This window comes from Streptomyces himastatinicus ATCC 53653 (genome assembly GCF_000158915.1).
Classification (GTDB): Bacteria; Actinomycetota; Actinomycetes; order Streptomycetales; family Streptomycetaceae; genus Streptomyces; species Streptomyces himastatinicus.
This window is the reverse complement of record NZ_GG657754.1, coordinates 4410290-4436713: the sequence shown is the minus strand read 5'-3', so window position 1 is coordinate 4436713 and position 26424 is coordinate 4410290. Positions and strand designations below refer to the sequence as shown.

The 26424-nt window shown below is 71.8% G+C and carries 24 protein-coding genes; 16 read left to right on the top strand and 8 right to left on the bottom strand.

Annotated elements, in window-relative coordinates:
- Positions 1 to 45: 45 nt before the first annotated feature.
- Positions 46 to 618 carry a DUF4232 domain-containing protein gene (locus tag SSOG_RS18305; protein WP_009715735.1) on the bottom strand — a complete coding sequence of 191 codons (573 nt, stop codon included), beginning with the start codon at positions 616 to 618 and terminating at the stop codon, positions 46 to 48.
- Positions 619 to 817: 199 nt separating this feature from the next.
- Between SSOG_RS18305 and SSOG_RS18300 the strand changes: the two genes are divergently transcribed.
- A complete protein-coding gene (locus SSOG_RS18300) occupies positions 818 to 2212 on the top strand; it encodes a helix-turn-helix domain-containing protein (protein ID WP_009715734.1) in 1395 nt (464 codons plus the stop codon).
- A gap of 23 nt (positions 2213 to 2235) precedes the next feature.
- On the opposite strand, the gene SSOG_RS18295 is transcribed toward SSOG_RS18300, so the two are convergent.
- The gene (locus SSOG_RS18295) at positions 2236 to 2886 is read right to left on the bottom strand and encodes a mycothiol-dependent nitroreductase Rv2466c family protein (protein WP_009715733.1); all 651 of its coding nucleotides are present in this window, start codon (positions 2884 to 2886) and stop codon (positions 2236 to 2238) included.
- Between the two features lie 228 nt (positions 2887 to 3114).
- On the opposite strand from SSOG_RS18295, the gene SSOG_RS18290 reads away from it, so the two are divergent.
- The gene (locus SSOG_RS18290; RefSeq protein WP_009715732.1) at positions 3115 to 4032 is read left to right on the top strand and encodes a 4Fe-4S domain-containing protein; all 918 of its coding nucleotides are present in this window, start codon (positions 3115 to 3117) and stop codon (positions 4030 to 4032) included.
- A 157-nt stretch (positions 4033 to 4189) separates the two neighbouring features.
- On the top strand, positions 4190 to 4567 hold the full coding sequence (locus tag SSOG_RS18285) for a VOC family protein (RefSeq protein ID WP_009715731.1): 378 nt from the start codon (positions 4190 to 4192) through the stop codon (positions 4565 to 4567).
- Here SSOG_RS18285 and SSOG_RS18280 read toward each other — a convergent pair.
- Complete coding sequence (locus tag SSOG_RS18280; RefSeq protein ID WP_009715730.1) at positions 4542 to 4895, bottom strand: SGNH/GDSL hydrolase family protein; 354 nt, start codon at positions 4893 to 4895, stop codon at positions 4542 to 4544. The genes SSOG_RS18285 and SSOG_RS18280 overlap by 26 nt on opposite strands.
- A gap of 239 nt (positions 4896 to 5134) precedes the next feature.
- On the opposite strand from SSOG_RS18280, the gene SSOG_RS18275 reads away from it, so the two are divergent.
- Both SSOG_RS18275 and SSOG_RS18270 read left to right on the top strand, forming a co-directional pair.
- Positions 5135 to 6115, top strand: coding sequence for an endonuclease/exonuclease/phosphatase family protein (locus SSOG_RS18275; protein ID WP_110092150.1), 981 nt, complete (start codon positions 5135 to 5137; stop codon positions 6113 to 6115).
- Positions 6116 to 6124: 9 nt separating this feature from the next.
- Positions 6125 to 6937 (top strand): APH(3'') family aminoglycoside O-phosphotransferase, encoded by an 813-nt coding sequence (locus SSOG_RS18270; RefSeq protein WP_009715727.1) that lies wholly within the window; start codon positions 6125 to 6127, stop codon positions 6935 to 6937.
- Between the two features lie 8 nt (positions 6938 to 6945).
- On the opposite strand, the gene SSOG_RS18265 is transcribed toward SSOG_RS18270, so the two are convergent.
- Positions 6946 to 8052, bottom strand: coding sequence for a DUF5937 family protein (locus SSOG_RS18265; RefSeq protein ID WP_009715726.1), 1107 nt, complete (start codon positions 8050 to 8052; stop codon positions 6946 to 6948).
- Between the two features lie 162 nt (positions 8053 to 8214).
- On the opposite strand from SSOG_RS18265, the gene SSOG_RS18260 reads away from it, so the two are divergent.
- The 3 genes from SSOG_RS18260 to SSOG_RS18250 are packed head-to-tail and all read left to right on the top strand — an operon-like array spanning position 8215 to position 11072.
- Positions 8215 to 9606 (top strand): dicarboxylate/amino acid:cation symporter, encoded by a 1392-nt coding sequence (locus tag SSOG_RS18260; RefSeq protein WP_245606325.1) that lies wholly within the window; start codon positions 8215 to 8217, stop codon positions 9604 to 9606.
- On the top strand, positions 9603 to 10328 hold the full coding sequence (gene cuyB, locus SSOG_RS18255) for a cysteate racemase (protein WP_009715724.1): 726 nt from the start codon (positions 9603 to 9605) through the stop codon (positions 10326 to 10328). Before SSOG_RS18260 ends, cuyB begins: the two co-directional genes overlap by 4 nt.
- 57 nt (positions 10329 to 10385) lie before the next feature.
- Positions 10386 to 11072, top strand: a complete 687-nt coding sequence (locus tag SSOG_RS18250) for a GntR family transcriptional regulator (RefSeq protein WP_009715723.1) — start codon at positions 10386 to 10388, stop codon at positions 11070 to 11072.
- Between the two features lie 13 nt (positions 11073 to 11085).
- On the opposite strand, the gene SSOG_RS18245 is transcribed toward SSOG_RS18250, so the two are convergent.
- Positions 11086 to 12600, bottom strand: a complete 1515-nt coding sequence (locus SSOG_RS18245; RefSeq protein WP_009715722.1) for a CehA/McbA family metallohydrolase — start codon at positions 12598 to 12600, stop codon at positions 11086 to 11088.
- A gap of 143 nt (positions 12601 to 12743) precedes the next feature.
- Between SSOG_RS18245 and SSOG_RS18240 the strand changes: the two genes are divergently transcribed.
- A complete protein-coding gene (locus SSOG_RS18240) occupies positions 12744 to 13598 on the top strand; it encodes an LLM class F420-dependent oxidoreductase (RefSeq protein ID WP_009715721.1) in 855 nt (284 codons plus the stop codon).
- A gap of 121 nt (positions 13599 to 13719) precedes the next feature.
- Complete coding sequence (locus SSOG_RS18235) at positions 13720 to 16320, top strand: bifunctional FO biosynthesis protein CofGH (protein WP_009715720.1); 2601 nt, start codon at positions 13720 to 13722, stop codon at positions 16318 to 16320.
- On the opposite strand, the gene SSOG_RS18230 is transcribed toward SSOG_RS18235, so the two are convergent.
- Positions 16300 to 18270 (bottom strand): heavy metal translocating P-type ATPase, encoded by a 1971-nt coding sequence (locus tag SSOG_RS18230; protein ID WP_039941334.1) that lies wholly within the window; start codon positions 18268 to 18270, stop codon positions 16300 to 16302. The two genes, SSOG_RS18235 and SSOG_RS18230, sit on opposite strands and share 21 nt — an antisense overlap.
- 66 nt (positions 18271 to 18336) lie before the next feature.
- On the opposite strand from SSOG_RS18230, the gene SSOG_RS18225 reads away from it, so the two are divergent.
- Positions 18337 to 18693 (top strand): ArsR/SmtB family transcription factor, encoded by a 357-nt coding sequence (locus SSOG_RS18225; RefSeq protein WP_009715718.1) that lies wholly within the window; start codon positions 18337 to 18339, stop codon positions 18691 to 18693.
- A 171-nt stretch (positions 18694 to 18864) separates the two neighbouring features.
- On the opposite strand, the gene SSOG_RS56075 is transcribed toward SSOG_RS18225, so the two are convergent.
- Entirely contained in the window at positions 18865 to 19062 is a 198-nt protein-coding gene (locus SSOG_RS56075) for a hypothetical protein (RefSeq protein ID WP_245606324.1), read from the bottom strand.
- Between the two features lie 413 nt (positions 19063 to 19475).
- Here SSOG_RS56075 and SSOG_RS18215 point away from each other — a divergent pair, with 413 nt between their 5' ends.
- The 4 genes from SSOG_RS18215 to SSOG_RS18200 all read left to right on the top strand — a co-directional run bounded on the left by SSOG_RS18215 (position 19476) and on the right by SSOG_RS18200 (position 25278).
- Positions 19476 to 20903: an NsdA family TPR-like regulatory protein gene (locus tag SSOG_RS18215; RefSeq protein ID WP_483754815.1), complete on the top strand. Its 1428-nt coding sequence runs from the start codon at positions 19476 to 19478 to the stop codon at positions 20901 to 20903.
- Positions 20904 to 20914: 11 nt separating this feature from the next.
- Positions 20915 to 21535 (top strand): 2'-5' RNA ligase family protein, encoded by a 621-nt coding sequence (locus SSOG_RS18210; protein ID WP_245606322.1) that lies wholly within the window; start codon positions 20915 to 20917, stop codon positions 21533 to 21535.
- A 129-nt stretch (positions 21536 to 21664) separates the two neighbouring features.
- Entirely contained in the window at positions 21665 to 22117 is a 453-nt protein-coding gene (locus SSOG_RS18205) for a GNAT family N-acetyltransferase (protein WP_039941331.1), read from the top strand.
- Between the two features lie 164 nt (positions 22118 to 22281).
- A complete protein-coding gene (locus tag SSOG_RS18200) occupies positions 22282 to 25278 on the top strand; it encodes a tetratricopeptide repeat protein (RefSeq protein ID WP_009715713.1) in 2997 nt (998 codons plus the stop codon).
- Here the strand turns inward: SSOG_RS18200 and SSOG_RS18195 are convergent.
- Positions 25266 to 25526 carry a hypothetical protein gene (locus SSOG_RS18195; protein WP_009715712.1) on the bottom strand — a complete coding sequence of 87 codons (261 nt, stop codon included), beginning with the start codon at positions 25524 to 25526 and terminating at the stop codon, positions 25266 to 25268. The two genes, SSOG_RS18200 and SSOG_RS18195, sit on opposite strands and share 13 nt — an antisense overlap.
- 99 nt (positions 25527 to 25625) lie before the next feature.
- Here SSOG_RS18195 and SSOG_RS18190 point away from each other — a divergent pair, with 99 nt between their 5' ends.
- The gene (locus SSOG_RS18190) at positions 25626 to 26387 is read left to right on the top strand and encodes a class I SAM-dependent methyltransferase (protein ID WP_039938005.1); all 762 of its coding nucleotides are present in this window, start codon (positions 25626 to 25628) and stop codon (positions 26385 to 26387) included.
- Positions 26388 to 26424: the final 37 nt, after the last annotated feature.

The window sequence follows — 26424 nt, the reverse complement described above, 5'->3', positions numbered from 1 at the left end:
GGGCAGCCGGCCAGGTCCGGCTGCCCCGCGTCGTGATCGGTGGTGTCACCAGATGATGGCGTCCTCGAACGTCGACTGCCAGTAGGTGACCTTGATGGAGTCGTCGATGTAGACGCCCTTGGCGGGCAGTGACGGGTGGGCGGCCGCCGGGACGTCCTCGTCGGCGGTGCGGCCCTGGAACCAGACGGTGAGCGACTTCTCGGTGTGGCCGTTCGAACCGCTGCCGTCGGCGGCCGACAGGTTCACGGAGGCGTAGCCGGACTCCTTCGGAGCGAGCGTGACGACGGCCTGCGGCTTCGATGCCTCGATGACCGGCGGCACCGACTGGGCCTCGCCGAACTGCACCGCCGGGTAGTGGTACAGGTTGCAGGGGACGCTGCCGGTGTTGGTGACCGTCAGCATCATGTGGTTCACCGGGCGGCTCACGGGAGCCGCGACCGTCTTGGTGTTGGAACCCTGGCAGGTGACGGCGGCCTTGGCCTTCGCCGCCCCCGCGGCCCGCGCGCCCTCGGCGTGGGCGGTCGCCCCGGTGCTGTACGCGGTCAGCGAGAGCGCGGCGGCCGCGACGGTCGCGGCGGCGGTCAGGAGACGCGTGCGCGAGTTCCGGTTGTGCGACATGTGGGGGAGTCCTCTCGGTGGTGCGGTCGGTGTGGTGCTTGGATGACCGGAGCTTGTGGGGTGATCCGTCCCAACCGCCAGGAATGCCGGGCAGTTTGGGACACTGGAACGCGAAAACGGGCTGTGACCAGGGGGAACACAAGGGGCTTGGGACGCGGGAATGGGACGCGCCGGGCCGCACAGGGATGGGGAGGAACGGGTGTCAGGGGCAACAGGGGCGACCGGGACCGCCGCGGAGGCGTTCGCGGAGCTGCTGCGGGGACTCAAGGAACGCTCGGGGCTGAGCTACGGGGCGCTCGCCAAGCGATTACACATGAGCACGTCTTCGCTGCACCGCTACTGCAACGGCAGCGCGGTGCCACCCGACTACGCACCGGCGGAGCGGCTCGCCCGGGTGTGCCGGGCGACCCCCGAGGAACTGGTCGAGCTGCACCGGCGGTGGATCCTGGCGGACGCGGCGCGGGGCCGTAAGGCGGCGGGGCCCGAGGAACCGGCGCCCGCCGCCACCCCGGACGACAGCCCGCCCGAGCCGTCGCCCGTGGACGCCGAACCCGTCGAACCGGCGCCCGCCGCCGAACCGGCCGAGCCCGCCGAACCGGCGTCCGCCGCCGAACCCGGCGGAAGTGAACCGGTGAGCGATGAACCGGTCGTCGGCGGCACAGCCCCATCCGCTCCCTCGCCGTCCCATCGGCGCCGTACCGCGCTCATCGCCTCCGTCGCGACGGCCGCCGTGCTGGGAGCCCTCGTGCTCGCCGTGAACCTGCCGTCCTCCGGGGACGACGCCGAATCCCGGTGGGCCGGCGATGTCACCGTCCCGACCACCGCACCCGCCACCACGGTCCGGGCGGACGAAAAGCGCCCCTCCGCGTCGGCCTCCTCGCCCTCCTCCCCAGCTCCGTCCCGGAGCGCGAAGCCCGGCGAACCCTCCGCCCGGGCGTCGAAGCCCGCCGCCCGCGGCGATGACGGCGCGGACGCCGACGAGCGTGCACGCACCGGCGGCGTACCGCTCAACGTCGCCACCCGCCCCTACACCTACGAGGACCCGTGCAGCCAGCACTTCCTCGTCGACGCCGAACCCGAACAGGTCGGCCCGCCCGCCTCCGAACAGGACGCCCCCCGCTGGGCGGCCGCGAACGGCGCGGTCTCCTCGGGGGAGCAGCGCATCGCCCTCACCGTGCAGGGCACGGGCAAGGACACCGTCGTCCTGGAGGCGCTGCACCTACGCGTCGTCGCGAAGGGCGCCCCGCTCGCCTGGAACGACTACTCGATGGGCGTCGGCTGCGGCGGTGGCGTCGGCACCAAGTCGTTCGACGCCGACCTCGACGACGGCAGCCCCACCGTCACCGTCAAGAACGGTCAGCGCGACTTCCCGTACAAGGTCAGCGAGTCCGACCCGGAGGTCTTCTACCTCACCGCCCGCACCAAGGCGCATGACGTCCGCTGGGACCTCGCTCTGACATGGTCCAGCGGCGACCGCCGCGGCACCGTGCACATCGACAACAACGGCACCCCGTTCCGCACCAGTGCCAACGCCGGGCGCCCCGGCTACGACTACCCGCTGGGCGGCAGCGAGTGGATCGAGCGACCGGAGTAACCACGTGGCGGACGGCGGCCGCTTCACGGCCGACCGGTCCAGCCCCTCACATCGGGGGACGGGTCGGCCGGTGCGCCCTTGAGTTCGTGGAAGCCGGGGGCGCCCGCCACCACCAGGGTGGCGTCCCATAGCCGTCCGGCCTCCTCGCCCCGGGGGACCCGGGACATCACCGGCCCGAAGAAGGCGATCCGCGCACCGTCGTCACCGCGCGGGTCCGGGACGGCGACGACCGGAGTGCCGACATGGGGGCCGAGGACGGCGATGCCCTCGGCGTGGGAAGCGCGCACCGCGTCGTCGTAGTCGCCGCTGAACGCCGCCCCGGCAAGCTCCGGGAGCAGCCCGGCGTCGGCCAGCGCCACCTCGGGATCGTTGATCCACTGCTGGGCGCCGTCGTCGCCGCGGTCGGCCCAGAGGGCGGCGTAGAACGCGCCCAGCGCTTCCTGCCCGTACTGCCGCAGGACGGCGGCGCAGATGCGGACGGGCATCCACAGATAGCCCTCGGGGTCCCCTTCGGGGTCGTCGTCCCGGCCCTCGTTGAGCACCGCCAGGCTCATGACGCGCCAGCGCACGTCCAGGGGCCGGACCGTGGCCGCCTCCACCACCCACCGCGAGGTGAGCCAGGTGTAGGGGCAGGCCGGGTCGAACCAGAAGTCCACGGTCACCGTCGTCGTCACGGCGTCCTCCTCGGCACTCGCGTGATCGTAGGCCGATCCGGGGCGCGATGATAACGATCCGATCACCCACGGGGCCTCTGTCCCTTAGGCTTCACCACGGAAACGTCGTCCGTCGCATCGCCTTCCGTCGCGCCTTCCATGACCTGATTCGCACCAGCGTCATACCCGCGCCTCGGACCGGCCGTCCCCCCGACGACGTGGGTGTGCTGACCCCTCAGGAGGGGATTCATGAGCACGACCCGGACCGACCACACGCCTGGCTGGTACGTCGATGACCGCTGCCTGAACTGCAATCTCGCCCGCCAGTACGCCCCCGGCCTCATCGGCTACAGCCCCGGCGGCCCTTACGGCGGCAGCTCGACCGTCCTGCGCCAGCCCGGGACCGAGGACGAGGTCCGGCAGCTCTACATGGCCGCCCACGCCTGCCCGACCCGTTCCGTGCACCCGCCTGCCAACGACTGGCGGCCGGGCTCGGACCCGTACCCCATGCCCCTGGACGAGGCCGGAACCGTCCTGTTGTGCGGGCACGCCGCACCGAAGACCTACGGCGCCACCTCCTACCTGCTGCGCCGCCCCGACTCCACCGCGATGATGATCGACACGCCGCACTGGCGGCCCGCCCTCGCCCGGCGCTACGAGGAGAAGGCCGGGAAGATCACCGACGTGCTCCTCACCCACCTCGACCACGTGGCCCACGGCCGCCAGTACGCCGACGCGTTCGGCGCACGGCTGTGGATCCACGAGGGCGACCTCCACTCCCGGCCCGACGCCGACTCCGTCATCCGCGGCCGGGACCCCGTCGAGATCGGCCCGGGCGTGATCGCCCACCCCTTCCCCGGCCACACGGCGGGCAGCACGGTCTTCGTCGCGGACGACACGTTCTGCTTCAGCGGCGACGCGTTCTTCTGGTCCCAGTCCCAACAGGACCTGGAGGTCGCCGACAGCGTCGTCTACGACTCGATCACCACACTGGCCGCATCCGTGGCACGCGGCGCCGAAGACCTGACCTTCGAATGGGTCCTCCCCGGCCACGGCAGCTTCCACCGCCTCCCCGCCGACGAGATGAGGACCCGCATGCGGGGCCTTGCCCGCCGGGCCGCCACGTATCCCGAGCAGCCGGTGGACTACGGCAAGGTCCGCTACTGACCGCTCGGCGGCGGTTGACATGGCGCGGGCGACAACATCGGGCACAGCCCCGGCAGATGGGGCTGGGCGGGAGCCTGAAATTGCCTCGCCGCCGCTCGCCCCGCCCGCTACGGTGGCGACCGCCCCGGCAGTTCGACGCGGAGAGTAGGTCTCGTCCATGGCATGCCGTATCAGTGAACTCGTGCTCCATTGCCACGACCCCGAGGTGCTGGCGCGGTTCTGGTGCGAGGTCCTGGACTACGTCGAGCTCGGCCGCGAAGAGGACGTCATCGAGCTCGGACCGCGTGAAGGGTTCGGCGGCCCGCAGCCGACGCTCGTCCTCATCCGCCACGACGCGCCGCAGAAGGGGCAGCTCAAGCTGCACATCGACGTCAACGCCACCGACCGCGATCAGGACGCCGAGCTCGAACGCCTCCTGGCCGCCGGGGCCGTACGCGCCGACATCGGTCAGACCGGCGAGGAGTCCTGGCACGTCCTCGCCGATCCCGAGGGCAATGAGTTCTGCCTGCTCAAGGGCCGTATCGCCCCAGTCTGACGGCCCTCGTCAGGCGACCAGGCGCAGCCACGCCGCCGCGAGCGCGGCGTGACCGGCCGGGGTCGGGTGGACGCCGTTCCGCGGACCAGTGCTCCGGCCCGGCCGTCGCGGTCAGCAGCTGCGCGCCGTACGTGCGGGCGAGCTTGCGCACGGCCTGGATCTTCGGGTCCAGGTCGGTGTGCCATTCCTGTCGCTCCTTCAGGAACGGCTCGATGAGGATCAGCTGCGTGCCCGCCTCGGCGAGGGGTGCGAGCAGGCGGTCGTAACCCGCTTCGAACTTCTCCACGGGGATCACGTTTCCCTCCGGGTCCAGCGTGTGCCAGCCCATGGGGTCACGGACCGTCCGTATGCCGGAGGCCCCACTCGCCCGCGATGCGCAGCGGGTAGCCGAACCCGAGACCGTCTTCGCTGACCGACAGTCCCCGACACGCCGCCGACACCACGACTCCGCCGCCCGAGCCGGAAACCGATGCGCCCGGTGGCCCGTCTTGTGGGGTGGACTCGAGCGGATGGGACGTGGTGGTGGAGCGGCCGGGCAGCGGTGTGGCGTCGACGGTGACGGCGGCGATGCGCCGCTGGGCGGGGCGCTGGGGCGCGGACGCCAAAGGGTCCGTCTGGACCCGGGGGCGGGTCCTCGCCGCGCTGGCGGTGCTGACGGCCGGGCTGCTGGTCTTCCACCGGGCGGTGCCCAACTCCGTGGGGCGCGTGGGCAGTCTGCTGGAAGCCTTCCTGCCCTGGCTCGGCCTGGTGGTCGTCGTCCTGCTGGGCCTGGCGCTGCTGCGCCGTTCGGCCACCGCGCTGTTGGCGTTGCTGCTGCCGGTGGCGGCCTGGGCGTACCACTTCGGCGGGCTGTTCCTGCCCGGGGCGACGACGGGCGCGCATGATCTGGTCGTGGTGCAGCACAACGTCAGCGACGAGAACGCCGACCCGGCGGGTACGGCCCGCGCCCTGGCCGGGGCCTCGCCCGATCTCGTCGCGCTGGAGGAGCTGGTGCCCGCGGCGCTGCCGGTCTACGAGAAGACCCTCGCCCCGGACTACCCGTACCACGCCGTGCGGGGCACCGTCGGGCTCTGGTCGAAGCATCCGCTCGCCGAGGCCCGGCTGTTGGACATCAAGCCCCGGGGGATCACGGAGTCCTGGAGCCGTGGACTGCGGGCCGTCGTCCGGACGCCGCGGGGCGAGGTCGCGGCGTACGTCGCGCACCTGCCGTCGGTCCGCGTCGGGGCGAGCGGCCTCGCGTCGTCCTGGCGTGACGAGAGCGCCGGGCTGCTGGGCGAGGCCATCGCCGCCGAGAAGCGGAAGCCGGTGATCCTGATGGGAGACCTCAACGGCACGGTCGACGACCGCGGGCTGGACCCGCTGACCTCCCGGCTGAACGTGGCGGAGCGGGGCTTCGCCTTCAGCTTTCCCGCCGGGTTCCCGCTGGCCCGGATCGACCAGGTCATGGCCCGCTCGGCGGCCGTCGGCCACATCCGCACCCTGCCCGCCACCGGCAGCGACCATCTGCCGGTCGCCGCGCGGGTCCGCTGGCACGCGGCCCGCTCCTAGGCTGGTGCCGTGACCGATACCAAGGCACTGCGCACCCTGCTGCCCCCGGACCATGGCGGCGGCTGGGAGCCCGTGACCGCCGGTGAGTCCGGGGCCGCCGTCTTCCGCTCCGCGGACGGTTCGCGGTACGGGAAGTGCGTACCCGCGCACCAGGTGGCCGCGCTGGAGGCGGAGCGGGACCGGGTGGAGTGGCTGCACGCGCAGGGCGTTCCCGGCGCGCGGGTGCTCGACTGGCGCGTCACCGACGCGGGCGGCTGCCTGGTGACCGGCGCCGTGGCGGGTGTCCCCGCGGACCGTGTCCCGGCCGCCACGCTCCGGGCGGCGTGGGAGCCGATCGCCGACTCTGTACGACAACTGCACGATCTGCCGCCCCGGGCCTGCCCCTTCAGCCGCGACCTCTCACAGATGTTCGCCACCGCGCGCGAGGTCGTGGCGCGGGGCGCGGTCAACCCGGAGTTCCTCCCCGTCGACCAGCAGGGCACCCCTCCCGAGGAGCTGCTCGCCCGCCTTGCCCCGCAGATCGAGGCCCGGCTGGCGCAGGAGGCCGCCGAGGCGGTCGTCTGCCACGGGGACCTGTGCCTGCCCAATATCGTCCTCGACCCGACGACCCTGACCGTCGCGGGCTTCATCGACCTCGGCCGCCTCGGTCGCGCCGACCCCTACGCCGACATCGCCCTTCTGCTGGCCACGGCCCGGGAGACCTGGCCCGACGAACGGCAGGCGACCGCGGCGGAGGACCGGTTCGCCCACCGCTACGGCACCGTCCTCGACCGCGACCGGGAGCGGTTCTACCTCCACCTCGACCCGCTCACCTGGGGCTAGCGAAGTTCCTAGCGCAGGATTCCCTCCAGGAAGTCGCCGCTCAGCCGGGCCACCACCCGTACGTCGAGCTGGTGGTAGACGTACCGGCCCCGGCGCCGGGTGGTGATCAGGCCCGCCTTCTTCAGCGTGCTCACGTGGCGGGATATCTCCGGAGCGGTCATGCCGTGGGCCTGGGCCAGCTCGCTGGTGGTGAACGCGCTGCGGGCCAGGCTGCGGCACAGCTGCATGCGCACCGGGTGGGACAGCGCGGCCATCCGCAGGGCCAGCTGTTCCACCGAGGGCGGGGCGACGAGTTCCGGGGAGTTCGCCGGGTAGTGCAGCACCGGCTGCCACCCGTGGCGTTGCAGGACCATCAGGTGCGGCCAGCCCAGGCTCGTCGGTACGAGCAGCAGACCGCTGTCCGCCGAGGTCCCGGGGCCCGCGCAGAACTTGTCGACGGTGATTCGCCCGGCGGCCCCGTCGAGGGTCACCGCTGGGGACACGGCGGCCAGTGCCTCGGACAGGCCCTTGCGGCGCAGCAGCTCCGTCTTGTGCCGGGCGTCCGCGGCGAGTTGATGGCGCAGCCGTGACCAGGTGTCCGCGTAGAAGGCCGCGTCGCAGTCCTGGAGGAACTGCCGCAGCCAGGTCCGGATCCGCGGTGGGTCGTTCAGCAGTCGCTCGGTGAAGCGGGCCTGGTGCGGGCCGCGCGCGGCGGCCAGCTCCAGGGCCCGGTGACGTAGCGCGGCGTCGACGAGCAGGCTGGGGCCGGGGGTGCCGTAGGTCAGGGGGCACGTGAACTCCAGTGCCGCGTCCACGAACTCCTCGTCGGACAGCTTGTCGATCAGGTCGAGTTCTTCGGCGAGGGTCTCACCGGGCGGGACGGCCCCGCCCGGGACGCCCGCGAACGGCAGGAAGAGGTCGGAGAACGTCGTCCGCCACAGAAAGTCCGCCTCGCACATGCGGTCGGCCAGATGCGGGTCGAGCCGAGCGGTGACACCCGTGACCCAGCCCTTCAGGCCCGGGTGGTGCTCCGGCTCGGACAGCGCGTGCAACGCCATGCCGAGTTCGGCCAGGGGCGAGATCGCAACGGTGATCATCTCCGGCCGCAGTCCCGCGATGTCGATGTGCACGCCCATGGGCCCATGGTGCATGCCGTGACCGACACCCGGGCTCCCGATTGACGGCCGCCGTCAATCGGGAGCCCGGGGAAAGTTGCCCGGTTGCACCCCTTGACAGGCCGTCGCCCTGGGGCGCAGTCTTACCGCCCAATACGCAGAGCGCAATATATTGGAGCGCGGATGAACGCACCGCCTACGCGAACCACCAGCACAGACGCGGCCTCCGAACCCCGGCCGGGGCTTCTGCGGCGATGTCTGCGGATGCCGATCGGCGTGCAGTCGATCATCGCCGTCGGGCTCGGCGCCCTCATCGGAGCCCTCGCACCGGCCGTCGGCGAGCAGATGAAGATCCTCGGCGATCTCTTTCTCAACCTGGTGCAGGTCGTCGTCCTGCCCCTGGTCTTCCCGCTCATCGTGCTGGGTATCGCCCGCATGGAGTCGGTCAAGAAGGTCGGCCGGATCGCGGGGAAGGCCATCCTCTACTTCGAGCTGGTCACCACCGTCATCCTGCTGATCGCCGTGGGCCTCGCGAAGTCCACCGGCATCGGCAAGGGCGCCCCCGTCGGCGCCGCCGATCCCAAGGACCTGGAGAGCCTGGACCAGGGGATCAACTTCCACGAGCTGATCCTGCACGCGGTTCCGAAGAACATCTTCGCCGCCTTCAGCGAGGGCAATCTGCTCGGCGCGATCGTCTTCGCCCTGCTGGTGGGCGTGGCCATGGCGGCCATCGGCGAGAAGGCGGCCCCCTTCGCCTCGGTGCTGGACTCCGTCGCCACGGTGATGTTCAAGGTCGTCGGGTACGTCATCCGCGTCGCCCCGCTGGGCGTGCTCGGTTTCCTCTCCTACGACGTCGCCCACTACGGCTTCGGCAACCTGCGCAGCCTCGTGGGCTTCATCGCCGTCGTCTACGCGGGCCTGGTCATCGTGATCGGCGTGCTCTTCCCCCTCATCGCCGCGATCTATCGCGTCCGCTATGTCCAGCTGCTGAAGTCGATCGCCAACCTGGCGGGGATCGCCTTCGTCACCCGCAGTTCCGAAGCCGTACTGGCTCCCCTCATGGGCAAGTTGGAGGCATTCGGGCTCAGCCGGTCGACGACCTCGTTCGTCGTGCCCCTCGGCTACTCGTTCAACACCGACGGCTCCGTCCTGTACCAGGCCGCGGGCCTGGTCTTCATCGCCAACGCCTACGGAGCCGACACCTCCCTCCCCGCGCTGCTCGTCATGGTCGGCGTGCTGGTGCTCCTCTCCAAGGGCATGGCGGGTGTGGCGTCCGCGTCCGTCGTCGTCCTCATCGCCGCGGGCAACAGCATCGGGCTGCCCCCCGAGGGCATCGCCCTGCTCCTCGGCGTGGACTTCATCGTCGACATGGCCCGCACCGGTGTGAACGTCATCGGCAACGCGCTGGCCGCCGCCGTCGTGGACAGCTCCGAGAAGCGCCGGGAGGCCAAGGACGGCCGCCCGCACGAGGCCACCGCCGACGCCACCGCGCACGACGACGACCCCCGTGAGACCGACGACCCCGGCCCGGAACCGCGGTTCGCCCAGGCCCTCCAGAAGGACGACGCACGGTGACCAGCCCGAGCGGCACGACGGAGGTCATCGGCATCCTCGGCGGCATGGGACCGGCGGCCACCGCCGACTTCTACGCCAAGCTGGTGTCGATGACCCCGGGCCGCAGCGACCAGGACCACCTCACGACGGTCATCTGGTCCGACCCCACCATCCCCGACCGCACCGAGGCGCTCCTCGGCAACGGCCCCGATCCCACCCCCTGGCTCCTCAACGGCAGCCGCGTCCTGCGCGAGGCGGGCGCCACCGTCATCGCCATCCCCTGCAACACCGCCCACGCCTTCGTTCCCCGCATCGCCGACCACGTCGGCCTGCCGATCATTCACATGATCGGCGAAGTGGCCCGTCACCTGACCACCGTGCGACCGGCCGTCCGTACCGCGGGGCTGCTGGCCACCACCGGCACCGTTCGGGCGGGCCTGTACCAGGAGTGGCTCGACCGCTACGGCATTCGCCTCGTGCTCCCCGACGAGGACGACCAGCACCGTGAGGTCATGGCCGCCATCCGCGCCGTGAAGGCGGGCACCGGCGGCGCCGCGGTGACCGCGTCCCTGGCCCGCGCCGCGCGGCGGCTGACCGACCGGGGCGCGGAGGCGATCATCGCGGGATGCACCGAGATCCCCCTCGGGCTTCCCGCCGACGCCGTTGACGTCCCCCTCATCGATCCGGCCGCCATCCTGGCCGGGGCCCTCGTCCACCGCGCCCGGTCGGTATGCGGGGCATGACGGACCAGGGCGGGGAAGGCCGGTGCACCGCGAACGCGGCGATGTATCGTACGCAATATGTCGCTCGACAGCCCTGTCTCCCGCCGCCTCCTCAGTGACGAGGTCTTCGACCGCCTGCGCGACTCCATCGTCCGCGGCGAACTGGTACCGGGGGAGAAGGTCAAGGACAGCGAACTGGCCGAGCGCCTCGGGCTCAGCCGCACCCCGGTGCGCGAGGCCCTCGCCAGGCTCGCCGACATCGGACTGGTCGAGGCCAAGCCCGGGGTCTACACCCGCATCACCACCCTCAACCGCCGCGACGCCGAGAAGACCCTCGCCGTCCTGCGCTCCCTCGACCAGCTCGCCATCGAGACCGCCGTGCCGGTCATGACCGAGCAGGACCTGCGGAGCATGCGCGAAGCCAACCGGGACTTCGAGCGCGCCGTCGCCGGTGACGACACCACGGCCGCCCTGGCCGCCGACGACCGCTTCCACGCCGTCCCCATCACGGCCGCGGACAACCCCGTGCTCAGCCGGATCGTCGAACAGGTCCACCCCCAGATCCACCGCATCCTCTATCGCAAGTTCTCCACGCTGCTCGGCGGCCGCAACACCATCGAGCACCACGACCAGCTGATCGACGTCTGCGCCAGCGGCGATGCCCGCGCCGCCGCCGAACTCTCCGGACAGCACTGGTCCGAACTCGGCGGGCATATCAACCAGCTCTTCGACACCAACCAGTTCGCCGAAGCACCCACCGCTTGAGACGGCCGGTCCGTCAGCGCTTACCGAGCCAGATCGGGTTGGTCAGGGCGACCATCGGGCCCGGTATGCCCGGCACGCCCCCGTCCGGCGCCGGATGGCGGACCTCGGCGCGGACGTAGGCCGCGTACGAGGGCGTGGTCGTCCACTCCACGGTGCCGGAGCCGGAGGCGGGCAGGGTGGTGGTGTACAGCGGGCCCTGGTCGGTGATGAAGCGGACCTGGCGGCCCGCGCCCGCGCCGGTGACCTTCAGGCGGACCGTCACCGGGGCATCGGGGGCGACGGCCAGGCGGTCGGCGATTCCGGCGTGCTTGCCGCGGCCGTCCACCGCCTCGAAGGCGAGGTCGACCTCGGAGGACTCGGCGATCCAGCAGCGACCGGCGCGGATGCCGTCCTGGAGGGCGGCGCGCGAGAGGTCGTCGGCGAGGACGACGGTCTGGGGGAGGCCGACGGGCTGGGGCTCGCGGTGGGAGTCGCTGTTGCCGACGGCGGGGAGCCAGCGGCCGTCCCCGCGGGCGGCGGCGACCAGGGTGTTGTCCCACTCCAGGACGGTCGCCTCGTCGTCCGGGCCGAAGTCGGCGTTCCACACCTCGACCGCGTCGGCCTCGTTGAAGCCGAACTTCCAGTTGCAGCCGACGCAGGTGCCGTGCGGATGGGCCGGGATCACCAGGCCGCCCGCCTGGCGGATCTTGCGGGCGAACTGGCCGAAGCGGTTGTCGCGGGCGCGGTAGCGCCAGTCGATGAAGGTGCCCGGGGCGATGCCGAGGGCGACCACATGGCCGTTCCGGGTGGTGATCTCCTCGCCGGTGATGATCAGCAGGTCGTCGCCCCACAGGCCCTCGAACGCGCCGTGGGAGGAGGTGGTGTTGTGCTCGGTGGTGGTGATGAAGTCGAGCCCGGCGGCGCGGGCGGCGGCGGCCAGCTCGGCCGGGGTGCGCTTGCCGTCGGAGTGCACGGTGTGGAGATGGGAGTCGCCCCGGTACCAGGCCCGGCCGCGCCCCTTGGCCCGCTGCGGCGGGTAAACGGGCTTCGGGGTGGTGCCGGGGGCGCCGAACCGCAGCGTCACGGTGACCTTGTAGTCCAGGCCCTGCGGGGCGACCGTGTAGGGGCCGAGGACGACATGCCAGGTGCCCGCCCGGACGGGCCCGGCGAGGTATCCGGGGGTGGCCTCCGCGGCGCTGATCGCGAACTCCGTACGGGCACCGCCCGACCAGCCGCGGAAGCCGCGCCCGCCCAGCTCCGTACCGCGCTCGTCGAAGATGCCGATATCGCACGCGTTCCCCTGCGTGCCGGAGGGCACGGTGGGCTTGTCGTACGAGTAGGAGACGGCGATCTCGCGGACCCCGGACGGCACCTCCACCGGCAGATAGACGAAGTCCGGGGAGCCGGTGGGGAGATGGCCGGAAATCGTGCGGGCCACATCCTCCCCGGGGCCCGCCTCGTCGGCCTGCGCGAAGGACACCGGGTCGAGCGTGAGCGCCCCCGCTGCCCCCGCGAGCGCGGAGAGTCTGAGTACGTCCCGTCGCTGCATGCCTGCCCCCACAAGTCCGACCTGCCGTCGTGTCACACCGTTGTACGCGCGGATGACATCCGCGGAAAGCCCTGTGGATAACTCCATGGCGCTGCGGGAACATACGCGAGCCACACCGGCCAACCTGGAGGAGCGGCCCCTTCATGCGCATCGCGACCACCGTCTTCCTGACCGACGAGACCGTCCGCCCCGCCTGGCTCGGGCGCGAGCTGGAGCAGCGCGGGTTCGCCGGGCTGTATCTGCCCGAGCACACCCACATCCCGGTCAGCCGCGACACCCCCGCCCCCATGGGCGAGCCGCTGCCGCGCCCGTACGGACGCACCCTCGACCCGTTCGTGGCCCTCGGGCAGGCCGCCGCCGTCACCGAGCGGCTGGGGCTCGGCACCGGCATCTGCCTGGTGGCCCAGCACGACCCGGTCGTCCTCGCGAAGAGCGTGGCCACCCTCGACTTCCTGTCCGGCGGGCGCTTCACCTTCGGCATCGGCTACGGCTGGAACGTCGAGGAGGCCGCCGACCACGGCACCGTCTGGGCGGACCGCCGCGAACTGGTCCGCGACCGGATGGCGCTGATGCGCGCCCTGTGGGCGGAGGAGCCCACGGCCCATCAGGGCCCGTACGCCTCGGTACGGGCGAGCCTCGCGTACCCCAAACCGGTGAACCGGGAGCGCCCGTCCGGCGATCCGCTCACCGGGCCGCGCACCCTGATCGGCGGGGCGGCCGGGCCGCGGCTGTTCGCGCACATCGCCGCGTACGCCGACGGCTGGCTGCCGATCGGCGGCGGGGGACTCAGCGAGTCCCTCCCGGCGCTGCGCCGCGTCTGGGCCGAGGCGGGGCGGGACCCGGCGGCGCTGGAGGTGGTGCCGTACGCGGTGCGCCCCTCGCCCGGCAAGCTCGCCCACTACGCCGACCTGGGCATCGAGGAGGTCGTCGTGCAGCTTCCGTCCGGGGACGAGACGGAGATCCTGCACACGCTCGATGAGTCCGCCCAGTACCTGTAGAGCGGTGGCTGTAGGCGGCATGAATATTCCCGGCACCGGCGCCGAATTGTCGTGATCAGACCCACAAAACCGCAGGCCCGGCCGGTCTGGCGGTGTCGGACACCACTCGTATGCTCGGAGGATGACCACGAGCGCGCAGGGAAACGAACCGAAGTCCCCCACCGCCAACGCGATGCGCCGTGCGCTCAAGCGCGCCCGCGAGGGCGTGGCGCTGGACACCGCCGAGGCGGCGGTGCTGCTCCAGGCGCGCGGGGACGACCTGAGCGACCTCGCCGCCTCGGCCGCGCGCGTGCGGGACGCCGGTCTGGAGGCCGCGGGCCGCCCCGGGGTCATCACCTACTCGCGCAGCGTCTTCATCCCGCTGACCCGTCTGTGTCGCGACAAGTGTCATTACTGCACGTTCGCGACCGTTCCCGGCAAGCTGCGCCGCGAGGGCCACGGGATGTTCATGTCGCCGGACGAGGTGCTGGACATCGCCCGCCGCGGCGCCGAAATGGGCTGCAAGGAAGCGCTGATCACGCTCGGCGACCGTCCCGAGGACCGCTGGCCCGAGGCGCGGGAGTGGCTGGAGGCCGAGGGGTACGGCGACACGATCGCGTACGTACGGGCCATGGCGATCCGCATCCTGGAGGAGACCGGGCTGCTGCCGCACCTCAACCCCGGCGTCATGACCTGGACGGACTTCCAGCGGCTCAAGCCCGTCGCGCCCTCCATGGGCATGATGCTGGAGACCACGTCCGAGCGGCTGTGGAGCGAGCCCGGCGGCCCGCACTACGGCTCGCCGGACAAGGAACCGGCCGTCCGGCTGCGCGTCCTGGAGGACGCGGGCCGCAGCTCCGTCCCGTTCACCAGCGGGCTGCTGATCGGCATCGGGGAGACGTACGAGGAGCGCGCCGAGTCGCTGTTCGCGCTGCGCCGCGTGTCCCGCTCGTACCACGGCATCCAGGAAGTCATCGTGCAGAACTTCCGCGCCAAGCCGGACACGGCGATGCGCGGGATGCCGGACGCCGAGCTGGACGACCTCGTCGCCACCGTCGCGGTCGCCCGGCACATCCTGGGCCCGACCGGCTGCATCCAGGCGCCGCCGAACCTGGTCGACGCGGAGTACGAGCGGCTCATCGGCGCCGGTGTCGACGACTGGGGCGGCGTCTCCCCGCTCACCCCGGACCACGTCAACCCCGAGCGCCCCTGGCCCCAGGTGGACGAGCTGGCCGAGCGGTCCGCCGCCGCCGGGTTCGAACTGCGCGAACGGCTCGCGGTCTACCCCGAGTTCGTGACGCGCGGAGAGCCGTGGCTGGACCCGCGGCTACTGCCGCACGTGCGCGCGCTGGCCGACCCGGAGACGGGCCTCGCCCGCCCGGACGCGCTGCCCGCCGGGCTGCCCTGGCAGGAGCCCGACGAGGAGTTCACCACCGCCGGTTCCGGCCGCACCGATCTGCACCGCACCATCGACACCGAGGGCCGCACCGGCGACCGGCGCGACGACTTCGACGAGGTGTACGGCGACTGGGAGGCGCTGCGCGAGGCCGCAGCGCCCGGCATGGTCCCGTCCCGTATCGACGCGGACGTGAAGGCCGCCCTGTCGCAGGCCGCCGACGACCCCACCCGGCTCACCGACCCCGAGGCGCTGGCCCTCCTGCACGCCGACGGGCCCGCGCTGGACGCCCTCACCCGCATCGCCGACGACCTGCGGCGGTCGGCGGTCGGCGACGACGTCACGTACATCGTCACCCGCAACATCAACTTCACCAACGTCTGCTACACCGGCTGCCGCTTCTGCGCCTTCGCACAGCGCCGCACCGACGCCGACGCGTACACCCTCTCCATGAACCAGGTCGCCGACCGCGCCCAGCAGGCGTGGGACGTGGGTGCGGTGGAGGTGTGCATGCAGGGCGGCATCCATCCGGACCTGCCCGGTACGGCGTACTTCGACGTCGCCAGGACGGTGAAGGAGCGCGTCCCCGGGATGCACGTCCACGCGTTCTCCCCGATGGAGGTCGTCAACGGCGCCAGCCGCACCGGGATGTCCATCCGTGAGTGGCTGACCGCGGCGCGCGAGGCGGGCCTCGACACCATCCCCGGCACCGCGGCCGAGATCCTGGACGACGAGGTGCGCTGGATCCTCACCAAGGGCAAGCTGCCGACGGCGACCTGGGTGGAGGTCATCAAGACCGCGCACGAGCTGGGCATCCGCTCGTCCTCGACCATGATGTACGGACATGTCGACCAGCCGCGCCACTGGCTGGGCCATCTGAGGCTGCTGGCGGAGATCCAGCAGGAGACGGGCGGCTTCACCGAGTTCGTCACCCTCCCCTTCATCCACACCAACGCCCCCGTCTACCTCGCCGGTATCGCCCGCCCCGGCCCCACCACCCGCGACAACCGCGCGGTGACGGCCATGGCGCGCATCCTCCTCCACCCCCACATCCCCAACATCCAGACCAGCTGGGTCAAGCTCGGCACCGAGGGCGCGGCCGAGATGCTGCGCTCCGGCGCGAACGACCTGGGCGGCACCCTCATGGAGGAGACCATCTCCCGCATGGCGGGCTCCTCGTACGGTTCGTACCGCTCCATCCAGGACCTCATCGGCATCGCCGACCTGGCTGGCCGCCCCGCCCGCCCCCGGACGACGACGTACGGGGACGTATCGGAGGAGCGGCAGAAGGCGGCCCTCGCCTCGGACGGCCACCTTCCGGAGCTGCTACCGGTGCTCGGCGACTGAGCCCTTTCGCGCGCTCGTCCAGGCGGATTCGCGCAGCAGCCGCAGCCCGTTGAGGCCGACGAGGACGGTGGAGCCCTCGTGCCCGGCGACGCCGAGCGGCAGCGGCAGCTGCCCGGCCAGGTCCCAGACGACCAGCGCGGTGATGCAGACTCCGGCGATGACCAGGTTCTGGACGACCAGCCGCCGGGCGGTGCGGGAGAGCCGTACGACGGCGGGCAGGGCGGCCAGTTCGTCCCGTACGACGACCGCGTCGGCGGTCTCCAGGGCCAGGTCGGAGCCCGCCCGGCCCATGGCGACGCCGGTGTGGGCGGCCGCCAGGGCGGGGGCGTCGTTGACGCCGTCGCCCACGACCATGACACGGCGCCCGGCGTCGGCCAGCTCCCGTACGGCGGTCACCTTGTCCTGCGGCAGCAGCCCGGCGCGTACGTCGTGGATGCCGGTCTCGGCGGCGAGGCGGTCGGCCGCGCGCCGGTTGTCGCCGGTGAGCAGCACCGGCGCGGTGCCGGTCAGCGCGGTGAGGCCGCCGACCGCCTCCGCCGCGCCGGGGCGGAGGCGGTCGGCGAGGCCGAGCACCCCGGCCGGGCTGCCGTCCACGAGGACGACGACGGCGGTACGGCCCTCCGCCTCCACCTCTTCGTACGCCGCCGAGTCGTCCCCCAGGAGCCGGGCGGGCGCCCCCACCCGCACCTCGCGCCCCTCCACCGTCGCGGTGACGCCGAGCCCGGGCGCGGAGGAGAACCCCTCGGCGTCCGGCAGCGACAGCCCGCGGGCGCGCGCCGCGTCCACGACGGCGCGGGCCAGCGGATGTTCGCTCGGCCGCTCGGCCGCGGCCGCGAGCCGCAGCACCGCGTCCTCGTCCAGCCCCGAACCGGGCAGCGGACGCACCTCGGTCACCCGGGGCGTGCCCTCGGTGAGGGTGCCGGTCTTGTCCAGGGCGACGGCGTCCACCTGGCCAAGCCGCTCCATGACGACGGCCGACTTCACCAGCACGCCATGGCGTCCGGCGTTCGCGATGGCGGACAGCAGCGGCGGCATGGTGGCCAGCACGACCGCGCACGGGGACGCGACGATCATGAAGGTCATCGCGCGCAGCAGCGTCGGCTGAAGCGCGGCACCGAGCGCGAGCGGGACCGCGAACAGGGCGAGCGTGGCGGCCACCATCACCAGCGAGTACCGCTGTTCGACCCGCTCGATGAACAACTGCGTGGGCGCCTTGGTCTCCGACGCCTCCTGAACCATCTTGACGATCCGGGCGATCACCGAGTCCGACGGGTCGCGTTCGACCCGTACCCGCAGCGCCCCGGTCCCGTTGACCGTCCCGGCGAACACCTCGTCCCCGGGCGCCTTGGCGGCGGGCAGCGGCTCGCCCGTGATGGTGGCCTGGTCGACCTCGCTCGCCCCGTCCAGCACCCGCCCGTCGGCCCCGACCCGCTCCCCGGGCCGGACCAGCACCGTGTCCCCGACCGCCAGCGCGTCGGCGGCCACCGTCTCCTCGCCGCCGCCGGGCAGCAGCCGGGTGGCGGTCGCGGGCGCCAGGTCCAGCAGCCCGCGCACCGAGTCGGCCGTCCGCGCGGTGGCGACCGCCTCCAGGGCGCCGGAGGTCGCGAAGATGACGATCAGCAGCGCACCGTCCAGCACCTGCCCGATGGCCGCCGCGCCGATCGCCGCGACCACCATCAGCAGATCCACGTCCAGCGTCTTGTCCTTGAGGGCCTTCAACCCCTCCAGCCCCGGCTCCCACCCCCCGGTGACGTACACGGCGATGTACAGCGGCTCCCACAGCCAGTCGGGCGCACCGAGCAGCTGCCCCGCCAGCGCGACCAGGAACAGCAGCAGCGCCGACAGCGCCCAGCGGGCCTCCGGCAGGGCGAGCACACGGGTACGGCGACGGGGCACGGCGGTGGGCCGCGCCGTAGGCGGCGCGGAGCGGTCGATGAGCGTGGACATCATGTCCGCAGACGGTATCACCAACACATGAACAAGTATTCATTCGTCTACGATCCGTAGGATGACCCCATGGGCCATGGAGCACAACCCCCCGCCGGTGACGCCACCGCCCCGCGCGCCCGCCTCACCCCCGAGAACGCCCCGACGGTCGCCGCCACCCTCCAGGCCCTCGCCACCCCCTCCCGCCTGCTGATCCTGGCCCGCCTCCGCGAAGGCCCCTGCCCCGCCACCGAACTCGCCGAAGCCGTCGGAATGCAGCAGTCCGCCTGCTCCCACCAACTCCGCCTGCTCCGCAACCTCGGCCTGGTCACCGGCACCCGCCAGGGCCGCTCGGTCGTCTACTCCCTCCACGACAACCACGTGGCGGAACTCCTCGACCAGGCCCTCCACCACGTAGAACACCTCCGCCTGGGCGTCACCGACTGACCCTTGCCCGCCGCAAGGCATCGATCTCGGCGAGGGGACCCGGCCGCGCCGGGAAGCGGGGCGCGTCCTCGGGGCAGGCGTACACCGTGTGTCCGCCGGCGCTGGCGCCGTGTCCTTCCTCGACGACGACCGGCTCAGGGGTCGGCCGCTGGCAGTGGTAGCAGACCTGAATCACCGCCGTGCCACCTCGCCCGAACCGAGCTCGGCGATCGCGGCCAGCACCAGCGCACCCCGCAGCAGCGCGGCATCGGTGAGGTAGCGCCCGGGTCCGATCGGAATGCGCCAGTGCGTACCGGGCCGGGTGGTCCGATGCGCGGGCGGCACCCCGAGATAACTCGCCACGCTCGCCGCGCCACCAAGCACCCGCACCTCCCGCACATCCCACCCGTCCGCCGCCCCCGTCCGCACCAGCCAGTACAACGGCCCGTGCCGGTCCTGGATAACGGCACCGGACTCCGGCCCGAGTAGCCGTAAGGCGTGCTCCCCGACGGCTGCGGACGCGCGGACGAGCGTCCCGCCATCTGCCGGTCGGAAGCACGGTGATGTCGCTGCCGTTCGGGGGTGTCCAAAGGTTCGGTCTGTTCATCATGGGGACTTCGCGGCCGTGACACCCGGCTGCGAGCGTCACCTTGGACGATTGCACACCCCAGGCCAAGGGAAGCGGCATCACTCAAGGCATCCGTCCAGCTACAGTGGGCGCACGACATCGCGCAGGGGGCATGCCTGTGACTCCACGCCCGAAGACCGGCTCGAAACCAGACCGCGACGCGCTGCGGCACGACATGGCGGCAGCGGGTTGCAGCAGGGCGGACATGGTCGTGGAGATGCGAGTTCGCTTCCGACTGAGGCCCCGTGAGGCATGGCGGCATGCTCACGGCTGGACGTTGCAGGGGACAGCTGACCGCGTCACCGAACTCGGGTTTCGCCGCCCCGGCGAAGCCGTGGCTGCGGACGCGTCGCTCGTCGGCAAATGGGAGAAGTGGCCGGGGCCTTCAGGCCGACGGCCATCCCTGGCTGTGCTTCTGCTGCTTGCGGGAGTGTTCGGGTGCGACGTGGAGGACATCGTTGATCTGGCGGACCGAAAGGCACTTCCGGAGAGCGAACAGCGCATTCTGCGGCACTCCGTAACCGCGCTGGTCGCAGCAGGCCCGCAGCCACTGCCCGTACCGCCCTCGCCGCCTGCCGAGGCCGCCGACCCATCAGGGCAGGACCTGGTGCGCACCGCCGCCGACGAGTCGGCGGCCTGGGCGCAGGCGGCCGAGGTATCCAATGTGGGTGACATCGCACTGGAACAGCTCATGGCCGATATCCGTGCGCTCGCCGCCGACTACCTCACCCAGGAGCCGGTGGCCGTCTTTCTCCGCACCCGTCGCCTGCGGGACAGGGTGTTCGCGCTGCTCGAGGGGCGGCAGCGCCCCCGGCAGTCCGCCGACTTGTACGTAGCGGCCGGGTATCTGTGTGGCTTGCTTGCCTGGATCTCCTCCGACCTTGGATGCCTTCGCGACGCCGAAACCCAGGGGCGTACGGCCTGGTTGTGCGCGGATCTGTCCGGACACAACGACCTACAGGCATGGGTCCTCTCGACTCGCTCGAAGATCGCCTTCTGGGACGGTCGGTTCGGGGACGCCATCAACCACGCTCGTCGTGGTCTGGCCCATCAACCGAGCGGCACGGCCGGTGTGCTGCTGGCTTGCCAGGAGGCGGACGCATGGTCGGAACGGGGCTCCGTCGACGAGGCGGAGGCCGCGCTGAACCGGGCAGCAGACGTTCGCGACACGACGACCGGCACGGATGACATCGGTGGGCTGTACTCGTGCCCGGAGTTCCGTCGCGCCAACTACGCCGCTGCCATCCACACGCGTATCGGCAACCCGCGACTCGCGCTCCGTGAGGCGCAGGAAGCACTCGCGAGTCAGCCCTTCCACGCCTACGGCACCACCGCCCAGGTGTGCATCTCCCACGCCTCGACCCACATGGCGCTCGGCTCCCTGGACGCGGCGTGCGAAGCGCTGGGCCCCGTACTGGCCCTGCCCCCGGAGCACCGTTTGGACACGGTGGCTCGGCGTATGCGGGAACTCGCCGAGAGCCTCGTCCACGCTCCCACGGCCGACAGCGCATCGGCCCGCACCCTGCGTGATCACATCGAAGAGTTCTGCGTCGAGTCCGTACCCCGCCGATTCGCCCTCTCCGCACGAGAGGGACAGGACTGATTGGATCCTCCATGACTACGCAAGCCAGTGCCATGGCGAATCACTGGTGGTGGCGGCCGGGCTGGCAGGTCGGTCGTCGCTTCTACACCTGGCATCTGACGTTCGAAGAACAGCCGGATGTACGGCGCCTCGTCAGTGCCTACCGGGACGCGCTGCTGGGCCTCGACGGCCTTGACCCGATTCCCGATCGCTGGCTGCATCTGACCATGCAGGGCATGGGTTTCGTCGGTGAGATCGATGAGCGCGATGTGACGTCGATCGTGGATGCCGCTCGAACCCGGCTGGCTGAGGTACCCGCGTTCGACGTGCGGTTCCGCGCCCCCGTCGTGACTCCTGAGGCCGTCGAGACGTTCGCCGAACCGTCCGAGCCGGTGGTGGCCGTACGTCATGCGATCCGGGCGGCGATCGGCGATGTCCTGCCCGAGGTGCCCGAGTCGGCAGACGGCTTCAAACCCCACGTATCGGTGGCCTACAGCAGCAGCGACGGCCCGGCCACGCCCGTTGTCGAAGCGATCGCCGCTGCGGATGTGCCCCCGGCGACAGCCCGCATCACCTCGGCCGAATTGATCGTGCTGCATCGCGACAACCGGATGTACGAGTGGGAGCCCTTCGCGCGGGTGCCGCTTGGATGACTGGCGATCTTCAGGCGGTAGCCCGCTCCCTGTCCTGCGAGAACGCCCAGCGCTGGATCGCTCCTAGGCCAGATCGACGGACAGGAAAACGCGTGGTGTGGGGCACGGCGGAGTGCCATGCTGCGCGCCATGACGACGGACGACGGCGCCGGTCCCACCCTGACCACCGGCGAGCGTGACACCCAGCTTGACGAGCGGCTGGGCAAGGAACTGGACGCCTTCAACGCGGCCGCCACCGGAGCGGCCGACTGGGGCGGGTTCTCGGTCAAGGTCAGCGATAGGGCGGGCGAGTTGGTCGGTGGGTTGTCCGCGTGGACGTGGGGCGGTCTGTGCGGGATCGAGCTGCTGTGGGTGCGCGAGGACAGCCGTCAGGGCGGGTGGGGGAGCAGGCTGTTGCGGGCAGCCGAGGACGAGGCGCGCAGGCGCGGGTGTGATCGCGTCGCGGTGTCCTCGTACACGTTCCAGGCGCCGGGATTCTACGAGCGCCACGGCTACGCCGAGACCGGCAGGGCGCTCGGTATCCCCGGCGGACACGCCGACGTGCATCTGTTCAAGCGGCTGACTGGCGAACACCAGGGATGACGCGCAACTCCCGGAGCCGGGCTCGCGGCCGGGCCAGGAGTACCGGGTGCTCGCGCGGAGGGGCAGGCCGGCTTCCGGCTGCCCCTGCCGCGCGCCGGGGCGGCACGCGGCTTCCCGGGCAGAGTGTCGTCAGGCATGGTTACTCTGCATGACGGGGAGGGGCCATGGCTGCGCAGCGTCCGACGATGCAGGACTTGATCCGGCGGCGGCGCCGGTTCGTTGGTCGACGGCATGAACTAGCCGCGTACCGGGAGAACTTCGCCGTACCGCCCGAGCACGAGGCGCACCGCTTCGTGTTCCATGTGCGCGGGGACGCGGGCGTCGGCAAGACGACGCTGGTGCGGCAGATGGAGAACACCGCACGCGAATACCAGGCGCTCACCGCCTATGTGGACGAGTCCGTGAACACCGTCCTCGACGTCATGGCGGCGATCAGCGCCCAGTTCGCCCGGCAGGGCCACGCGCTGAAGTCCTTCGACAAGCTGCTTGCCACATACCGGCAGCGGCGGCACGAGGCCGACTCGGTTGCGGGCGCGGTCACGGCGTCGGAGGATGCGGTGGGCGAACCCCCGGCCTCGGCGTCCAGCGCCTTCGTCGCTCGTGCCGGGCTGGTGGGGCTGGGGATGGTGCCTGGTGTCGGGGCTTTCGCCGGGGCGGCGGAGCCGGATCGGATCGCGCAGGCGGCGGACCGTGTGCGGGCCAGACTCAGCGCGCGCTTCCGCAGTCACGACGACGTGGACCTGGTGATGTCGCCCCTGGATGTGCTCACCCCCGCGTTCTTGACGGACGTGGCCGAAGTGGCCGCGTCCGTGCCCTGGGTGGCATGGTTCTTCGATACGTACGAACGCACCGGCCCGCTGTTCGACACCTGGTTGTGCGGTGTGGTGATCGAGGGCCGCTACGGTTCGCTCCCGGCCAACGCGGTGGTGACCCTGGCCGGGCAGGGCATGCTCGACCCGCGGTGCTGGGGCGACTACGCCGACCTCATCGCGGACATCCCGCTGACGCCTTTCACGGAGGCCGAGGCCCGGCAGCTCCTCTTGGCCAAGGGCGTGGACGGCGAGCAGGTGGTCGAAGTCGTGCTCCGCCTCACCGGTGGGCTGCCCGTCCTGGTGTCCATGCTGGCCGAGGCCCAGCCTGCCACGCCCGAGGCCGTGGGCGATCCGAGCGGCACCGCCGTGGAGCGCTTCCTGAAATGGGTGAGCGACGAGATACACCGCTCGGCGGCGCTTGCCGCGGCCCTGCCCCGGCAGCTCGACGAGGACGTATTCGGCGCCGTGGTGGAGCACGAGGCGGCCGGGCTGTACGGCTGGCTGCGCTCCCTCCCGTTCGTCAACGACCGCTCCGGCCGCTGCCAGTACCACGAGGTTGTCCGTACGGCCATGCTGCGCCTCCAGCGCAACCGGTCGCCCCAGGGGTGGCGCACCCGGCATCTCTGCCTGGCCGACGCCTTAGCGCGATGGCAGCGGGAAATCGAGGAGACGCTGCGGGACAACGAGAAGTGGGTGCATGAGCGATGGCTGGACTACCGGCTGGAAGAGGCGTACCACCGGCTGTGCGCGGCCCCGGAAGAGGCCTTGCGCGAGGAATTGCGCGCGTATGTGCATGTGTACGTGCGGCGCGTGCCGTCGTCCTGGAAACGCCGGTGGATGCAGGTCCTCGTGGAGGCGGGCCAGGACTCCGGTAGCGATTCGGTACGTGCATGGGGCGAACGACTTCTCGCGGTGTCCTCTAGGAGGGACTGGGTCGACAACATGACCCTCCTGATCGATGAAGTCGGTCCGGACGAGGGGGCCCTGGCCAGGGTCTTCTACTTACGCGGTCTCGCCCGCCGCGACATGCACGAGCTGGAGGATGCTCTGAGGGACGCGGAGCGAGCGCTGGAGATCTTCCCCGATTTCGAAAGTGCCCATGCGCTCCGCGGGAGCGTGTACCTCGACATGGATCGTTATGAGCAGGCGGTGGAAAGCCTCGACCGCGCCTTGGAGCTGGCTCCCCGCTATGCCTGGGCCCTTGCCCAGCGCGGCGAGGCACTCGGTCACCTCGCACGGTTTGAGGAATGCCTGGCCGACCTCACCCGCTCCCTCGAACTGGACGACGGGAACGAGTTGGCCCTGTCCAATCGCTCCCTGATCCACTACGGCCTGCGGGACTACGAGAGTGCGGTTGCGGACATCACTCGGGCGCTGGAGATCAGGCCCGAATGGGGCTGGGCCTACGGCGACCGTGCCAAGATCTACTGCCAAGTGGAGTGTTACGAGGAGGCGCTCGCCGACTCCGAGCGGGGCGTCGAACTCGGTTCCGACTACGCCGCGTCCATTCGCGTCGTCGCCCTCCGCAACCTGGATCGCCACGAGGAGGCGATCACCGCGGCCGACCGCTACCTCGCGTCCCATCCTGACAACGAGGAAGTGCTCGCAGAGCGCGGCGAGGCGTGCCGGATGACGGACCGCTTCGAGGAGGCCCTGGCGGACTTCGGCCGGGCCATCGAGATCGAACCTTCGAACGCGTTCGCCCTGGACCGCCGGGGACAGACCTATGGGCACGTCGGGCGACTCGGCGAAGCTCTGGCGGACTTCGACGCCGCCGTCGCCGCCGCCCCCGACGGCCCGTGGATCCTGGCGGATCGAGGGTCTCTGCGCCTGCGCATCGGTGATGACGAGGGCGCCCTCGCCGACTTGGACCAGGCTGTCCGGCTCGACCCCGACGATCTGTTCACGTTGGAGGTCAGGGCCAGGTGCCACCGGCGGGCGGGCCGGTACGACACGGCAGCCGAGGACATCGAACGGGCGATGGCTGTCGACCCCGACGACCTCGACATCGCCTTCGAACACGCCATGCTGGTGAGCCGAACCGCCGGTCTCTCCGAGGCACGGGAACGGTGGACCGCCTTCGAAGAACTGCTGGCCGAGTATGGGGATCAGTGGGACCCGCAGACCCGGGCGGCTGCCCCGGTCATCAGCCGAGCCGCCCTCGGTGACTGGGCCGGGGCCGGACGGCTCCTCGCGGAGTTGCCCGCTGCCCGGCCGTACTGGGAGGTCGTGGACGACGCCGTACGTGCCCTGGACGACCTCGCCGAAGCTCCGGGCGCCGACCACGCCCGTATCGCGGCCCTTCGCGCACCGCTCGCCGACCTGCGGGCGACGCTTCAGGCGTCGTAGCCGGTCAGTCCGTCGGCGCTCTCGTTGAGATCGTTGAGGGCATCTTCGCCGAGGAACGGCAGCACGGCGCCGCAGTCGAGGCAGGCGCGGGCCGCGTCGACGTTGAACGTCGGGCGCAGCGTGAAGGCGCGCGGGCGGGGGAACTTGAGGCGCAGGCGGTCGTTCTGGCCCTCGACCGTCCGGAGTTGTGCGACCGGACTCAGTCGGCTCGATCCGCATATCCCGCAGCGCAATTCCCCGTTTCTCATGAGGGAGACGCTACCCCGGCGGCCCTCTGTCGTCGGGGTGCGCGGGCTGTGAGACTGGCCGTCCACCGAGGCTCCCCGGGGGCGGAGAGGCGGCGCGCCGTGATCGATCGCACGACCCTGACCGAGAAGGAATACCGGGACGACCGCCATCTCGCGGCGCGGCAGGCGCTGTACGCGTATCAGGAGCCGCGGCACGATCTGCCGGGGCTGGCCGTCGCCCAACTGGGCGGCGTTCGCGGCCCGGTGGTGGACGTGGGGTGCGGGAACGGGGTGTACGGGGCGCGGTTGCGGGCGGAGCGGCCGGAGGTGGCGGTGCTGTCGCTCGATCTGTCGCCGGGGATGCTGGCCCCGGCGGTGGGGCGGGCGGCGGTGGCGGACGCGCAGGCGCTGCCGCTGGCGGACGGGAGCTGTGGGGCGGTGCTGGCGATGCACATGCTGTACCACGTGCCGGACATCCCGCGGGCGATCCGGGAGCTGCGGCGGGTGCTGGCGCCCGGTGGCGTGGCGCTGGTGTCGACGAACGGCGGGCGGGACAAGGCCGAGATCGCCGAGGTGTGGCGGCGGGCGGCGGGGGAGGGGCGGCCGTCGTTCAGCGGGCGGTTCACGCTGGAGGAGGCGCCCGCGCTGCTGGGGGCGGCCTTCGCCGAGGTGCGGGTCGTAGAGCTGACGGGGACGATCACGGTCCGGGAGCCGGGGCCCGTCATGGCGCACATGGGGTCGTACGAGACCTGGGCGGACGGCCGGGGCGGTGACGCGGGGGAGGTGTTGCGGCACGCGGAACGGCTGGTGCGGGAGGAGATCGCCGCCAAGGGCGCCTTCGAGGTGACGAGCCGCTGCGGGCTCCTCGTCTGCTCGGGGTGATGCGCCGCCCGCGCGCCTGCGTGCGAGGGGCAGGGCC

Coding starts and splice junctions, on each gene's coding strand:
- SSOG_RS18205 (WP_039941331.1), top strand. CDS start 21,665: ATGACGACGGACGACGGCGCCGGTCCCACCCTGACCACCGGCGAGCGT.
- SSOG_RS18245 (WP_009715722.1), bottom strand. CDS start 12,600: ATGCAGCGACGGGACGTACTCAGACTCTCCGCGCTCGCGGGGGCAGCG.
- SSOG_RS18235 (WP_009715720.1), top strand. CDS start 13,720: ATGACCACGAGCGCGCAGGGAAACGAACCGAAGTCCCCCACCGCCAAC.
- SSOG_RS18285 (WP_009715731.1), top strand. CDS start 4,190: ATGGCATGCCGTATCAGTGAACTCGTGCTCCATTGCCACGACCCCGAG.
- SSOG_RS18230 (WP_039941334.1), bottom strand. CDS start 18,270: ATGATGTCCACGCTCATCGACCGCTCCGCGCCGCCTACGGCGCGGCCC.
- SSOG_RS18210 (WP_245606322.1), top strand. CDS start 20,915: ATGACTACGCAAGCCAGTGCCATGGCGAATCACTGGTGGTGGCGGCCG.
- SSOG_RS18250 (WP_009715723.1), top strand. CDS start 10,386: ATGTCGCTCGACAGCCCTGTCTCCCGCCGCCTCCTCAGTGACGAGGTC.
- SSOG_RS18275 (WP_110092150.1), top strand. CDS start 5,135: ATGCGCCGCTGGGCGGGGCGCTGGGGCGCGGACGCCAAAGGGTCCGTC.
- SSOG_RS18215 (WP_483754815.1), top strand. CDS start 19,476: ATGGCGGCAGCGGGTTGCAGCAGGGCGGACATGGTCGTGGAGATGCGA.
- SSOG_RS18260 (WP_245606325.1), top strand. CDS start 8,215: ATGAACGCACCGCCTACGCGAACCACCAGCACAGACGCGGCCTCCGAA.
- SSOG_RS18195 (WP_009715712.1), bottom strand. CDS start 25,526: ATGAGAAACGGGGAATTGCGCTGCGGGATATGCGGATCGAGCCGACTG.
- SSOG_RS18265 (WP_009715726.1), bottom strand. CDS start 8,052: ATGGGCGTGCACATCGACATCGCGGGACTGCGGCCGGAGATGATCACC.
- SSOG_RS18305 (WP_009715735.1), bottom strand. CDS start 618: ATGTCGCACAACCGGAACTCGCGCACGCGTCTCCTGACCGCCGCCGCG.
- SSOG_RS18280 (WP_009715730.1), bottom strand. CDS start 4,895: ATGGGCTGGCACACGCTGGACCCGGAGGGAAACGTGATCCCCGTGGAG.
- SSOG_RS18225 (WP_009715718.1), top strand. CDS start 18,337: ATGGGCCATGGAGCACAACCCCCCGCCGGTGACGCCACCGCCCCGCGC.
- SSOG_RS18200 (WP_009715713.1), top strand. CDS start 22,282: ATGGCTGCGCAGCGTCCGACGATGCAGGACTTGATCCGGCGGCGGCGC.
- SSOG_RS18290 (WP_009715732.1), top strand. CDS start 3,115: ATGAGCACGACCCGGACCGACCACACGCCTGGCTGGTACGTCGATGAC.
- SSOG_RS18240 (WP_009715721.1), top strand. CDS start 12,744: ATGCGCATCGCGACCACCGTCTTCCTGACCGACGAGACCGTCCGCCCC.